At 65.7% G+C, this 12,969-nt stretch carries 14 protein-coding genes; 8 read left to right on the forward strand and 6 right to left on the reverse strand.

The annotated features are described in order from the left end of the window. Positions 1 to 51 precede the first annotated feature (51 nt). Positions 52 to 1,560: a M48 family metalloprotease gene (locus ACFWP0_RS19335; RefSeq protein WP_377844725.1), complete on the forward strand. Its 1,509-nt coding sequence runs from the start codon at positions 52 to 54 to the stop codon at positions 1,558 to 1,560. A gap of 92 nt (positions 1,561 to 1,652) precedes the next feature. On the opposite strand, the gene ACFWP0_RS19340 is transcribed toward ACFWP0_RS19335, so the two are convergent. The 4 genes from ACFWP0_RS19340 to ACFWP0_RS19355 form a co-directional block, all read right to left on the reverse strand. Beyond that, a complete protein-coding gene (locus ACFWP0_RS19340) occupies positions 1,653 to 2,753 on the reverse strand; it encodes a YheT family hydrolase (RefSeq protein WP_377844727.1) in 1,101 nt (366 codons plus the stop codon). A 17-nt stretch (positions 2,754 to 2,770) separates the two neighbouring features. Beyond that, entirely contained in the window at positions 2,771 to 3,193 is a 423-nt protein-coding gene (locus ACFWP0_RS19345; RefSeq protein WP_377844729.1) for a YybH family protein, read from the reverse strand. A gap of 39 nt (positions 3,194 to 3,232) precedes the next feature. Beyond that, positions 3,233 to 3,454: a zinc-finger domain-containing protein gene (locus ACFWP0_RS19350; protein WP_377844730.1), complete on the reverse strand. Its 222-nt coding sequence runs from the start codon at positions 3,452 to 3,454 to the stop codon at positions 3,233 to 3,235. 77 nt (positions 3,455 to 3,531) lie between these two features. Continuing rightward, the gene (locus tag ACFWP0_RS19355) at positions 3,532 to 4,452 is read right to left on the reverse strand and encodes a branched-chain amino acid transaminase (RefSeq protein WP_377844732.1); all 921 of its coding nucleotides are present in this window, start codon (positions 4,450 to 4,452) and stop codon (positions 3,532 to 3,534) included. A gap of 237 nt (positions 4,453 to 4,689) precedes the next feature. Between ACFWP0_RS19355 and ACFWP0_RS19360 the strand changes: the two genes are divergently transcribed. The 3 genes from ACFWP0_RS19360 to ACFWP0_RS19370 all read left to right on the forward strand — a co-directional run bounded on the left by ACFWP0_RS19360 (position 4,690) and on the right by ACFWP0_RS19370 (position 7,624). Then, a complete protein-coding gene (locus ACFWP0_RS19360; protein WP_377844734.1) occupies positions 4,690 to 5,439 on the forward strand; it encodes an AzlC family ABC transporter permease in 750 nt (249 codons plus the stop codon). After that, positions 5,436 to 5,771, forward strand: a complete 336-nt coding sequence (locus tag ACFWP0_RS19365) for an AzlD domain-containing protein (RefSeq protein ID WP_046803475.1) — start codon at positions 5,436 to 5,438, stop codon at positions 5,769 to 5,771. Before ACFWP0_RS19360 ends, ACFWP0_RS19365 begins: the two co-directional genes overlap by 4 nt. Before the next feature lie 371 nt (positions 5,772 to 6,142). Beyond that, complete coding sequence (locus ACFWP0_RS19370; RefSeq protein ID WP_377844736.1) at positions 6,143 to 7,624, forward strand: DEAD/DEAH box helicase; 1,482 nt, start codon at positions 6,143 to 6,145, stop codon at positions 7,622 to 7,624. Between the two features lie 85 nt (positions 7,625 to 7,709). Here ACFWP0_RS19370 and ACFWP0_RS19375 read toward each other — a convergent pair whose 3' ends face one another. After that, complete coding sequence (locus ACFWP0_RS19375; RefSeq protein WP_377844738.1) at positions 7,710 to 8,093, reverse strand: thioredoxin family protein; 384 nt, start codon at positions 8,091 to 8,093, stop codon at positions 7,710 to 7,712. Positions 8,094 to 8,156: 63 nt separating this feature from the next. On the opposite strand from ACFWP0_RS19375, the gene ACFWP0_RS19380 reads away from it, so the two are divergent. The 3 genes from ACFWP0_RS19380 to ACFWP0_RS19390 all read left to right on the forward strand — a co-directional run bounded on the left by ACFWP0_RS19380 (position 8,157) and on the right by ACFWP0_RS19390 (position 10,834). After that, positions 8,157 to 8,966, forward strand: coding sequence for an EI24 domain-containing protein (locus ACFWP0_RS19380; RefSeq protein WP_377844740.1), 810 nt, complete (start codon positions 8,157 to 8,159; stop codon positions 8,964 to 8,966). Positions 8,967 to 9,000: 34 nt separating this feature from the next. Beyond that, positions 9,001 to 9,816 (forward strand): competence/damage-inducible protein A, encoded by an 816-nt coding sequence (locus ACFWP0_RS19385; protein WP_377844742.1) that lies wholly within the window; start codon positions 9,001 to 9,003, stop codon positions 9,814 to 9,816. Between the two features lie 154 nt (positions 9,817 to 9,970). Further along, entirely contained in the window at positions 9,971 to 10,834 is an 864-nt protein-coding gene (locus ACFWP0_RS19390) for an IclR family transcriptional regulator (RefSeq protein ID WP_377844744.1), read from the forward strand. Between the two features lie 60 nt (positions 10,835 to 10,894). Here the strand turns inward: ACFWP0_RS19390 and ACFWP0_RS19395 are convergent, their stop codons facing one another. Further along, complete coding sequence (locus ACFWP0_RS19395; RefSeq protein WP_377844745.1) at positions 10,895 to 11,872, reverse strand: tripartite tricarboxylate transporter substrate binding protein BugD; 978 nt, start codon at positions 11,870 to 11,872, stop codon at positions 10,895 to 10,897. Between the two features lie 384 nt (positions 11,873 to 12,256). Here ACFWP0_RS19395 and phaP point away from each other — a divergent pair, with 384 nt between their 5' ends. Beyond that, positions 12,257 to 12,835 carry a TIGR01841 family phasin gene (gene phaP / locus ACFWP0_RS19400; RefSeq protein WP_377844747.1) on the forward strand — a complete coding sequence of 193 codons (579 nt, stop codon included), beginning with the start codon at positions 12,257 to 12,259 and terminating at the stop codon, positions 12,833 to 12,835. Positions 12,836 to 12,969: the final 134 nt, after the last annotated feature.

A 12,969-nucleotide genomic window follows, 5' to 3' on the forward strand; every position in this document is an offset into this window, starting at 1 on the left:
GATGAAACATTTTAAGCTCATCGCTATCATAGGCTTATGAACCGCAGGAAAATGCCATCCATTTGCTCGATTGCGAAACAGGGCACGATCATCAGCCTGTGCGCAGCCCTGGCCGCTCCCATGATTCCCGTTGCCGCCCTGGCGCAGCCGGTTGGCCTGCCCTCGATGGGCGCCGCGTCGGCGGCCGAACTGTCGCCGATGCTGGAACGCAGCCTGGGCGAAGCCATCATGTCGCAGGGCCGGCGCGATCCGACCTACGTGGACGATCCCGAACTCAGCCAGTACCTCACCACGATGGGGCGCAAGCTGGCGGCGTTTGCGCCGGGCGGGGTGCCGGAAGTGGAAATGTTCGGCGTGCGCGACCCTGAAATCAACGCATTCGCCATGCCCGGCGGCTTTATCGGCGTCAATACCGGGCTGATCGTTTCCTCGGGCAGCGAGTCCGAGCTGGCGGCGGTGCTGGCGCACGAAATCGGCCACGTCGTGCAGCGCCACATCGCGCGCGGCATGACGCAGCAGAATCAGAACGGCATGGTGATGCTGGCCAGCCTGGCGGGCGCGCTGCTGGCGGCGCTGGCCGGCGGCGGCGGCAACCTCGCCATGGGCGTGGCGGCCTTCGGCCAGGCCGCGGCCATCAACCGCCAGCTCGGCTTTTCCCGCGATGCGGAACGCGAGGCCGACCGCGCCGGGCTCCAGATGCTGACCAAGGCGGGCTACGACGCCGACGGCATGTCGCAGATGTTCTCGCGCCTGATGAACGCGTCGCGCCTGAATGAAGGCGCGGGCGGCGGCTCCTGGGCCAGCACCCACCCGCTGTCCATCGAACGCATGTCCGACGTGCAGAACCGCATCCGGTCCCTGCCGTCGTCCCGCCATGTGGACAGCGACGACTTCTGGTATGTGCGCGCCAAGATGCGCGTGGTGCAGGGGCGCGACGCCGTCAGCCTGCGCTCGGCCGGCCAGCAATTGCAGGACGAGGCCCAGGCGCTGTCCGGCGTGCGCCAGTCGGCGGCTTATTACGGCCTGGCCCTGCAGGCCTACCAGCGCAACAACCTGGCTGAGGCGGAGCGCTGCTGGAACCTCGCCTCGGCCGATGGCCGCAGCTCGGCCCAGCTTGCCAAGTTGAGCGTGGACATCGCGCTGGCCCGCAAGGACTACCCGCGCGCGCTGACGCTGGCCCAGGCGGCCACCAAGCGCTGGCCCGACCAGCGGGCGCTGGGCATCGCCTACGCCCAGGCGCTGCAAAGCAATGGCCGCCACGCGGAGGCGCAGGATTACCTGCGCGCCAAGATCAAGCAATGGGGCTCCGACGAGCCCAGCCTCTACCAGATGCTGGCGCAAAGCGAGGAACGCAACGGCAAGCCGGTGCAGGCGCGCCGGGACCTGGCCCGCTACTACGTCATGACCGGCGCGTTCGCGGCAGCGGAATCGCAGCTGCAGCAGGCGCGCGGCCTGTCCAGCGACTTCTACGAGCAGTCGCAGATCGATGTGCAGATCAAGGAAGTCAAGGACAAGCTGGCGGAAGAGCGCCAGTTGCTGGAACGCTTCAAGTCGGGCTGATGAGGCCGGCTTACACAGGTGTCTGACACCCCCGCGATGCCGGACAAGCTGGCGTCCGTCTCGCACGGGTGTCAGACACCTGTGTCGCGGGATTACAAGCCGGTTTCGAAGAAGCGTCCCAGGCGCTGGGGCAGCCAGTTCAGGTGGCCAGGGAAGCCGCCCGTCGGAAAGCCGGCGTGTCCGCCATCGGAGGGCTGGTGCAGCAGGATGCCGGGCGCGCACTCGTCCGGCCTGGGCAGCGACGAGGGCGGGATGAACGGGTCGTTGCGCGCGTTGAGCACCAGCGTGGGCACGGAGATCTTCGGCAGCCAGGGCTTGCTGGACGCGCGCGTCCAGTAATCCAGCGCATTGCGAAAGCCATGCATCGGCGCGGTATAGGTATCGTCGAATTCGCGCAGGTCGTGCGCGTGGGCGATCCGCATGACGTCGATGGCGCCGGGAAAGCGATGCGCCTTTTCCAGCACCTTGTGCTTGAGCGTCTTCAGGAAGTGCGCCGTATAGATCCGCCGGTTGAACACGCCGGTAGATAGGGTCTTGCCGCAGGCGACGAGATCCAGCGGCACGGATACGCCGGCGCACGCGGTCAGCCAGGTGGTGTCTTCCTGGTGCTCGCCCAGGTACTTCAGCAGCGCATTGCCTCCCAGCGACACGCCCACGGCATGCCAGCGCGCATGCGGAATGCGCTTGCGCACCGTCTCCAGCAGGAAGCCCACCTCGGCGGAGTCTCCCGAGTAGTAGGCGCGGGCCAGGCGGTTGGGCACGCCGGAGCAGCCGCGGAAATGCGCAATCACGACTATCCAGCCGCGCGCGCGGAAATGATGCGCGATGGACTGCGCATAGCGGCTGTTGCTGCCCCCTTCCAGGCCGTGGAGCAGGATCAGGGCAGGGGTGTCGGGCGTTTGCGGCAGGGACTTCCAGTCCGCATCCGTCATCCACCTGGCCGCGGCGGTCTTGCCGTTGGCGACCGGCCGTTGCCCGCTGACCGGGGCGCCGTCGGCGGCCTTGTGCGGGAACAGCCCGGGGCCGGTCCAGTCGAAGTCGACGAAGTCCGTATCCGGCGTGTCCACGCGGTCGCGCACGAACGCGATGCGGTGATACTGCGCGAACAGGGCGGCGTAAACCGTCTGGCTGTCGCCTCCTGGCAACCAGGGGGGGACGGGGCAGGGCGTGGTATCAAGACGAGCAGCGGCCAACTAAAAATCCACCCGATTCAATGGAGCATGTCGGGTACGTCGTGCAAATCGAGCACCCCGGCTTCCGTGGGCGCCGACGAGGCATGGTGCATGACCATGCGCCAGCCGGTGGGGCCCTTGTGGTAGATGTTGGTGGCGTAGCAGTTGGCGAACTGCGTGCCTTCCCGCGTACGCACCGCTACCTGTTCCACCAGCACATGCACCGCGCACATCATGCTGAGCATGACCAGCGGGCGCAGCGGACGGACGTGCAGCGGGCCGTTGGACAGCACTTGTTGCCAGGACTCGTGCACCGCGGAGTGGCCGACGATGCGCAAGCCTCCGGGGTGGATGCATACGACTTCCTCGTCGTCAGCCCAGACTTGCATCAGGCGGACGCTGTCCGCCTGCTCTAGGGCTTCGTAGAACGCGTGCTCTGCTTCTTCGGGCGTTGCGAACATGGCTGCTGGAACGGATAAGCGTGTTATGGGGCGGGAGACTCAGTGCCCGTGGCCGTGCAGCACCGTGCCGGCCTTCAGACGGTACTCGGCGCCGCAATAGGCGCAGCTTGCGGAGCCGGTGCGGGCCACGTCCAGGAAGACGCGGGGGTGCATGCTCCAGAGCGGGGCCTTGGGGCCGGGACAGAACACGGGCAGGTCTTCACCGCCGACCTCAATGACTTCGTGAGCTTGGGGGACGGCGGCCGGGGCAGCAGCGGTCATGGATATTCCTGAAAAAAGAACCGGTAAACGGCAGGTTGGGGCAATGTTGCGGCCTTGCATGCGCAAGGCCGCGCGAATCAGACTTTGCTTAGCCAGTGATGGTACTTCGGGTTGCGGCCATTCACCATGTCAAAAAATGCGTTCTGCAACATCTCGGTGACCGGACCGCGCCGGCCGGAGCCGATCTGGCGGTTGTCGACCTCGCGGATCGGGGTCACTTCGGCGGCCGTGCCGGTGAAGAAGGCCTCGTCCGCGATATAGACGTCGTCGCGCGTCAGGCGCTTTGTCTCCACGCGCAGGCCGAAGTCGGCGGCCAGCGCATGGATGGTGGATCGTGTGATGCCGGTCAGGGCCGAGGCGATCTCGGGCTCGCAGAGCACGCCGTCCTTGACGATGAACAGGTTTTCGCCGGAGCCCTCGGCCACGAAGCCTTCGGTGTCCAGCAGCAGGGCCTCGTCATAGCCGTCCTGCAGGGCCTCGGTGTTGGCCAGGATGGAGTTGGCGTAGGTCGTGGCGACCTTGGCGCGCGGCATCGTGACGTTCACGTGCTGGCGCGCGAACGACGACACCTTGACCCGGATGCCGTGGGACAGCGCTTCTTCGCCCAGGTAGGCGCCCCAGGGCCAGGCGGCGATGGCGACATGCACCTTGGCGCCCTTGGGCGACACGCCCATCTTTTCCGGGCCGTAGAACACCAGGGGGCGCAGATAGCCGGATTCCAGCTGGTTTTCGCGCACGACCATCCGCTGGGCCTCGTTGATCGTGTCGCGATCGAACGGCATGGGGATCTGGTAGATGTGGGCCGAATTGAACAGGCGGTTGGTGTGGTCTTCCAGGCGGAAGATGGCGGTGCCGATCTCGGAGCGGTAGGCGCGCACGCCTTCGAAGACGGACAGGCCGTAATGCAGCGAGTGCGTCAGGACGTGCGTCGTCGCGTCTCGCCATGGGACGAGCTTGCCGTCATACCAGATGAAACCGTCGCGGTCAGCCATCGACATGGTCTTCTCCACACAGAGCGCGCCGGACCTGCCGCCACGCGCCAGGTCCCCAAGCGGTCAAGAATCTTGAGGCGCGTATTGTATCAAGCGGCGAGGTTACAATACGGGCCTATTCGCGCACCGGCGCGGCGCCCCATGGCCCGCGCATCGGGATTCCGGCGGGCGAACGGGTTGTCGTGTGTGTCCTTCCCCATAGAGTTTCCATGTCGTCCTGTCTGAATCGCCAGGGGCCAGCCGTTGTCCTCTGAATCCGCGCTTCCTGAATCCGAAGACCCCGGCGTGGTCCGCCAGGAACGCCTGACCGCATTCCGCGCGGGTGTCCACGCCATCGTGCCGGCCCTGATCGCCACGGCGACCTGGGGCCTGGTGACCGGGGTGGCCATGGTCAAGTCCGGGCTGACCGAGTCCATGGCGCTGGCCATGACCCTGCTGCTGTACGCGGGCTCGGCGCAGCTGACGTCGCTGCCGCTGATCGCGGCGGGCGCGCCGCTATGGTTGATTTTTGCGGCCGGCTGCGTGGTGAACTTGCGCTTCCTCATCTTCGGCGCTGCGTTGCAACCCTATTTCCGCCACCTGTCCTGGCCCAAGCGGCTGGGGCTGGGCTATTTCACGACCGATATGGGTTTCGTGCTGTTCATGCCGCGCTACGGCGATTCGGTCGAACGCGGCACGCGCGAGCAACTGTGGTTCTTCCTCGGCACGATCGCGCCGGGTTGGGTGGTGTGGCAGTCGTCCTCGATCGTCGGCATCTACCTGGGCGCCATGGTGCCCACGGACTGGTCGCTGGACTTCGCCGCCGTGCTGGCGCTGCTGGCGATCACCGTGCCGCTGGCCAGCTCCAAGCCGATGCTGGTGTCCATGCTGGCCGCCGGCGTGGTGGCCTGGACCGGGCAGGCGCTGCCCTTGCGCCTGGGCCTGGCGGCGGCCGTCATCGCCGGCGTGGCGGCCGGCATCTGGGCCGAACGTTTCTTCAAGGCGCGCGCATGACCCTCTGGCCCTCCGAAATCTACGTCTATTCCGCCATCCTGCTGCTGGCCCTGTGCAGCGTGCTGACGCGCGCCGGCTTCATGCTCTTTGGCGACTACATCCCCTTGCCGGACGGCGTGCGCAGAGCGTTGCGCTACGCGCCCGCCGCCGCGCTCACGGCCATCGTCGTGCCCGACCTGCTACCCTGGAAGGCCGGGTTGGGCCCCGTGTTCGACTACAAGCTCGTCGCGGGCCTGGTCGCCATCCTGGTGTTTCTGCGCACCCGCAGCGCCGTGCTGGTGATCGTCGTCGGCATGCTGGTGCTGTGGGGCTTGCGCTGGCTGGCGGGCTGATGCCCGGGCTTTGAACGGGGTTTGTCCACCTGATGGACACTCTGCGAGCCCCGTTTGCCTGCCGTCCGGGGCCATTGTCTGGCCTGCCGGATGCTGATTTGACCGTGTGGTAGGACGCCTGCGCTAAAATCAAGTTATCCACAGCAATCCGGGCCTGGTACTGCCCTCATAAGTATCGAATCCAGAATGCGCCGACTGGCCTCCAAGGCAGGGTGCGGATTGTCCGCGAAGCCGCTAGCGATTCGCGGATATTTGCGTGCCGTCGCGATGCGACCACGCGCATTCGGGTTGCCCCGATGCATATGTAGTGCAGTGCATGTAGCACTCTCGTTTTGTTCTTTTTCACTGGTCCCGGTATCTGCCAAACCCTGATGACTGAATCCACTCAATCCGTAGCACCCACCGCTGACGCGCCCGCGCCGACGTTCGCCGATTTCGGGCTGCACCCCCTGCTGCTGCAGTCCATCGCCGAAACCGGCTACACCATTCCGACGCCCATTCAGGCGCAGGCCATCCCTGTCGTGGTGGAAGGGCGAGACGTCATGGGCGCCGCCCAGACCGGCACCGGCAAGACGGCCGCTTTCACGCTGCCCATCCTGCACCGCCTCATGCCGTTGGCCAACACGAGCGCATCGCCCGCCCGGCACCCCGTGCGCGCGCTGATCCTCACGCCGACGCGCGAGCTCGCGGACCAGGTCTACGAAAGCGTCAAGCGCTACAGCAAGCAGACGCCGCTGCGCTCGGCCGTGGTGTTCGGCGGCGTGGATATCGGTCCGCAAAAGGAAGCGCTGCGCCGCGGATGCGAAGTGCTGGTGGCCACGCCGGGCCGCCTGCTGGACCACGTCGAACAAAAGAACGTGAACCTGAGCCAGGTCGGCATCCTGGTGCTGGACGAAGCGGACCGCATGCTCGACATGGGCTTCCTGCCGGATCTGGAGCGCATCATTCGCCTCCTGCCCGCGCAGCGCCAGGGCCTGCTGTTCTCCGCCACCTTCAGCAACGAAATCCGCAAGCTCGGCCGTTCGTACCTGAACCACCCCGTGGAAATCGAAGTCGCGGCGCGCAACGCCACCGCCACGACGATCACGCAGATCGCCTACAAGATGCCCAGCGACGCCAAGCGCGCCGCCGTCGTGCATCTGGTGAAGTCGCGGGGCCTGAACCAGGTCATCGTTTTCTCCAACACCAAGATCGGCACGGCGCGCCTGGCCCGCGAACTGGAGCGCGACGGCGTGAAGGCCGAATCGATCCACGGCGACAAGACGCAGGCCGACCGCATGAAGGCGCTCGAAGCCTTCAAGGCCGGCGAACTCGAAGTGCTGGTGGCCACCGACGTGGCCGCGCGCGGCCTGGACGTCGCGGGCGTGCCCTGCGTCATCAACTATGACCTGCCGTACAACGCCGAAGACTACGTCCACCGCATCGGCCGCACCGGCCGCGCGGGCGCTTCGGGCGAAGCCATCGCCCTGTTCACCTCCGACGAAGAGCGCTTCCTGCTCGACATCGAAAAGCTGATCAAGCGCGAAGTGCCGCGTGGCACGCTCGACGTGCCGGCCGACCTGATCGCGCGCAGCCATCGCCGCAGCGACGGCGGCCCGTCGTCGCGCGAAGGCCGCGAAAGCCGCGAAGGCGGCCGCGAGGGCCGGGGCGACCGCGGCCGTTCTTCCGACCGCCGTTCCGGCTACACCTCGAACTCCTCGCGCCAGCCCGTGGACGACTTTTTCCTGAAGCCTTACGAGCCCTCGGCCTCGTCGGCGCCGGCCGATGAACAGCCGTCCAAGAGCAACGGCGCTTCGGCCACGGCGCCCAAGCGCCAGGTCGCGGTCCTGCTGGGCGGCAGCCGCAAGCCCTGAGCGCCCCCGGCGACCCGGCAACAAAAACCCGCAAGGCCGAGAGGCGTTGCGGGTTTTGTGTTTTTCGCCCGGGGCCGCGGCGGCGTCAGGCGGCCAGCATCCGGGGCAGGTCGGGCAGGGCGGTGGCGATCGGGGCGCTGTCTGCGCTCAGGCTTTCCAGCAGGCGCTCCAGGTGGCCGATATGCGGCAGCATGGGGCCATAGAACACCACGCGCGCGCCGATCTGCACCAGCAGCGTCGGGAAGTTCTCGACGTCTTCGTCGCCCAGCAGTTCGGCGTGGTCTTCGATGTCGATCCAGGCGAAGACGTGCTGCGGCAGGGTGTCGGCCAGGGCTTGCAGCTTGGGCTTGTATTGCTCGCAGGTGTCGCACCAGGCCGCGCAGAAACAGGCGACCAGCCAGGTGCTGGACGATGAGCCCAGCCGCGCGCGCAGGGCGGCAAGGTCGGTACCGGGTACAAGTAGAGACATGTGAGCAGATCAGGGCGTGTTTGACTATCATACCCGGGATGTCTACCCACTATTTTGACCGCCATGACCGTCTTGCGCACTGATTCCGCCACGCCCGAGAACGGCCGCCTGCCCGGCGCGGCCACCGGCGCCGTCAGCGTGGGCCAGGCGTTCAAGCGCGCGCTGGTGTCCCAATGCCACCCGACCATGCTGTTCGCGGTGCTGCTGCCTTTCCTGATTGCGCTGATGGGCGCCTTTCTGCTGCTGTGGCTGTTCTGGACGCCGCTGACCGACTGGCTGCGCACCGAGGTCTCGCACTGGGAGTTCGTCAACCGCGTCGACGAATGGCTGGTCGCGGTGGGGCTGTTTTCGCTCAAGATCTACCTGATCCCGGTCATCGCCGCCGCCATCCTGCTGCCGGTGTCCGGCATACTCGGGCTGGCGATCGCCGCCGTCTTCGTCATGCCGCTGGTGCTGCGCCACGTGGGCCAGCGCGAGTACGCCACGGTGGGCCGGCGCGGCAAATTCTCCACCGCGGTCAGCGTCTGGAATGCCGTCTGGGTGTCCGCCGCCTTCGCCGCCGGCTGGGTGCTGACGCTGCCGCTGTGGCTGGTGCCGCCCATGGCCATCGTGCTGTCCATATTCTGGTGGGCGTTCGCCTTCTCGCGCATGATGCGGGTGGACGCCATCGTCGAGCACGCCAGCCCGTCCGAACGCAAGCTCATCCTGGAGCGGAACAACGGCGGTTTCTGGACCATCGGCCTGATCTGTTCGCTCTTGAACCTGCTGCCGCCCGCGTGGATTATCCTGCCGGTGTTTTCGGCGCTGGTCTACGCGCACTACGGCCTGGACGCGCTCAAGCGCTTGCGCCAGGACCGCGTCATCGACGTCTGACCGGCGTCTTCCCTCTTACCCTCTGGAACTGGACATGGCCGCAGAATCCGCCGCCCGTCGCATCGGCCTCATCATCGTCGGGGATGAAATCCTCTCGGGCCGTCGTCAGGACAAGCATTTTTCCAAGATCGTCGAACTCCTGAGCGCGCGCGGCATGCGCCTGAACTGGGCCGAGTTCCTGCCGGACGAGCGCGATGCGCTGGTGGCCGCCTACAAACGCAGCTTTGCCACCGGGGACGTGGTGCTTTCCTGCGGCGGCATCGGCGGCACGCCGGACGACCACACCCGGCAAGCCGCGGCAGCCGCCCTGGGCCTGCCCCTGGCGCTGCACCCCGAGGCCGAGCAGGCGATCGCACTGCGCACCCAGGAAATGGCCGCCAAGGGGCAGGGCACGGCCGACATGAGCGCGCCCGAAAACCAGCAGCGCCTGCAGATGGGCATGTTCCCGCAGGGCTGCGAGATCGTTCCCAACCCGTACAACCGGATTCCCGGCTTCTTCATCCGGGACCACACCTTTGTGCCGGGCTTCCCGGTCATGGCCTGGCCGATGCTGGAATGGACGCTGGACACCCGCTATCGTGCACTGCAGCATGTGCGGGCCCATGCCGAGCATTCCTTTCTGGTTTTCAGCATGCCCGAATCGCGCATCACGCCAGCCATGATCAGCGTGGAAACGCGCTGGCCCGATGTGCGCGCCTTCAGCCTGCCCAGCGTCGGAGAGGCGGGCGGAACCCCCCACATCGAACTGGGCGTGAAGGGCGAACCCGAGGCGGCGGCGGAGGCTTTGGAGTTCTTGCGGGCGGAGGTGTTGCGCCTGGGCGGGAAGCTGGCGCCGCCTGCCGCCGCTTGAACCGCACGTTCATAAACGGGGAGCAACCCCGTTTTATTGAACAAAATCTGATTGCCAAACGGCTCGGTAAATTTCACAATACGGGAAAGAACCATTTGCTGCATTGCCGCAAGTCTGTTTTTTGTCGGCGGCGCGGCGCTAGCCTATCTTCCCCATGACCCGTCTTTCGACCCCCCGCAATCCCCTGGACGCCGAGACCGAAGGCGCTTCCGCCCATCCCATCGCCATCCAGGTCATCGAGCGCGCCATGCGTTTGCTCGACGCCCTGGCCGCGCAGCCGGATCCCGTGACCCTCAAGGAGCTGTCCGCGACGACCGGCCTGCACGCGTCCACCGCGCACCGCATCCTGAACGACCTGGTCGTGGGCCGCTACGTCGAACGCGTCGACAACGGCCTGTACCAGCTCGGCATGCGCCTGCTGGAGCTGGGTTCGCTGGTCAAGGGGCGGCTGAATGTGCGCGAGGCGGCCATTCCCGCGATGCGTTCGCTGCACAAGCTCACGGGCCAGACCATCAACCTGTCGGTCCAGCAGGGCGACGAGATCGTCTATATCGACCGCGCCTGGAGCGAACGCTCGGGCATGCAGGTTGTGCGCGCCATCGGCGGCCGCGCGCCCTTGCACCTGACGTCCACGGGCAAGCTGTTCCTGTCCACCGGCGACACGCGCCAGGTTCGCGCCTATGCGCTGCGCACGGGACTGGCCGGCCATACGCGCAACAGCCTGACCGACCTGGACCGCCTGGAACGCGAATTGGCGCTGGTGCGCCGCCATGGCTATGCGCGCGATAACGAAGAGCTGGAGCTTGGCGTGCGCTGCATCGCGGCGGGCATCTTCGACGATACCGGCAAGCTGGTGGCGGGCCTGTCCATCTCGGCGCCCGCCGAACGCCTGCAGGACGATTGGATCAAGGCCCTGGTCGACACGGCCGCCAGCATTTCCGAGGCGCTGGGCTACGAACCGTCGGTGTCCACCGGCTTCAACGGCCTGGGCATGGCGGCCGAGGCCTTGCGGCCCTAGCACAACCGCCGCCCACAAAAAAAGCCGCCTGGGATAAGGCGGCTTTCTTGCTGAACGAGCTTATTGCTGTTCGACGCCGGCCTTCTTGAAGAGCTCTGCCCACTGCGGGACTTGCTGCTTCACCTTGGCTTCCAGCGCTTGGGGATTGGCTTCGGACGTCAGGACGGTTGCGCCCAGCTGCTTCATGCGGTCCTGGAACTTGGGATCGGCCAGGCCGGCCTGCAGGCTCTTGACGAGCTTGTCGACGACAGGCTTGGGCGTGCCCTTCGGCACCCACATTCCGTGCCAGATGCCCACTTCAAAGCCCTTGTAGCCGGATTCGTCCATGGTCGGCAGCTTGGGCAGCGTGGGAACGCGCTTCAGGCTGGTGACGGCATAGGCCTTTACTTTGCCGGCTTCGATTTGCTGGGTGGTGTTGGTGGTCTGGTCGCACATCAGGTCAACCTGCTTGCCCAGCAGGTCATTCATGGCCGGCGCGGTTCCCTTGTAGGGGATGGTCAGCAGCTGGACGCCCAGCGCTTCCACCAGCATGGTGCCGCACAGGTGGCTGGCGGCGCCGATGCCGGCATTGGCCAGGGACACCTTGTCCTTGTTCTTTTTGACGTAGTCGGCCAGTTCCTGGATGGTGTTGGGCGGGAAGTCCGAGCGCGCGACGATGGTCATGGGCACGTCGACCACCAGGCCGATGGGCTCGAAGCTCTTGAAGGGGTCGTACCCCGGATTCTTGTAGAGCGAGGGGGCGGTCGAGAAGCCGGCGTGCATCAGCAGGACGGAGTAGCCGTCCGGCTGCGAGCGGGCCACCTGGGTGGTGCCGATCGTGCCGCCGGCGCCGCCCTTGTTCTCAACCACGACCGTCTGGCCCAACGTCGGCCGCATGGCTTCCGCGAGCGAGCGGGCGACGTTATCCGTCGGACCGCCTGCGGCGAACGGCACCACCATGTTGATGGGGCGTTCCGGGAATTCCGCTTGGGCGGCGCCGGCCGCGAGCATGGCGCTGGCCGCGAGCATGGCCGAAAGCGTGCGGGGAATAAGGGTCATGAGGTCTCCGATTGCAGGGTTTTACTTGCTGCGATGTAGTTATTGACCGCTGACATGTAGGTTGTATTTGTTTGTCATCAGCGTGCAAGCAGTTTAGAAAAGAATTGATACGGCGTCATGTCCGGTATTTCCCGAATCATGGGAAATCATTGAGCAGGATCAAACCGGGCAGGGCGGGCGCACCGTTAAAGTGCAAATAGTTGTTGCGCTGCACAAAAAGCGCTTGACAAGTTTTTTGCCCAGTCTAGAATGTGAATTGTGCAGTGCATCAAACGGGCCGGCGGTAGCTTGTAGTACCAGTTTCCGCGCACGTTTCTATAGTTCGTCGCAGACAACCATCCTTATTCGCCGGACAGCCTCCGGCTACCCCTAAAGGAGCATTCTATGAGCGCAATTCCGCAACAAGTCCTGGACCGTCAAAAGGCCAGCATCAATACTTTCGTGGCCGCCCAGTCCGCCGTTTTCGCCGGCTTTGAAAAGCTGGTCGAGCTGAACCTGAAGGTCGTGAAGGCCACTCTGGACGAAGTCGCCCAGAAGTCGCAACAAGCCGCTGAAGTGAAGGATCCGCAGGAAGCCGCCGCGTTCGCCTCGGGCCTGCTGCAGCCGGGCGCCGAAAAGGCCATGGCCTACACCAAGCACGTGTACGACATCGTCGCCGGCGTGCAAGGCAGCCTGGTCAAGCTGACCGAAGAACAGATCGCCGAAAGCCAGCAGCAGCTGAGCGATGCCGTCGACCAGTTCTCCAAGAACGCCCCGACCGGCTCCGAAAGCGCCGTTGCCCTGATCAAGTCCTCGCTGGCCACCGCGACCAGCGCCTACGATTCGATGACCAAGGCCGCCAAGCAGGCCGCTGAAGTCGCCGAGTCGAACCTGAATGCCGCCGCCAACGCGACCTTCAAGGCTGCCACGGATGCCGCCGATGCCGCCACCAAGGTTGCCAACCGCAGCCGTCGCACCGCCTAAGTTTTTGGCGCGCGATGCTGCGCAAATCGCAGTAATGTAGTACTGTTGAGTGACAGAGCAGAGCTGGAATTAGGGCCACCCGCAGGGTGGCCCCTTTTTTTGCCTGTTTTTTGAGCCGCCTGCCGGCCCGCGGT

It is taken from the genome of Achromobacter sp. NPDC058515, from assembly GCF_042721735.1.
In the GTDB taxonomy this organism is placed as follows: Bacteria; Pseudomonadota; Gammaproteobacteria; order Burkholderiales; family Burkholderiaceae_B; genus Achromobacter.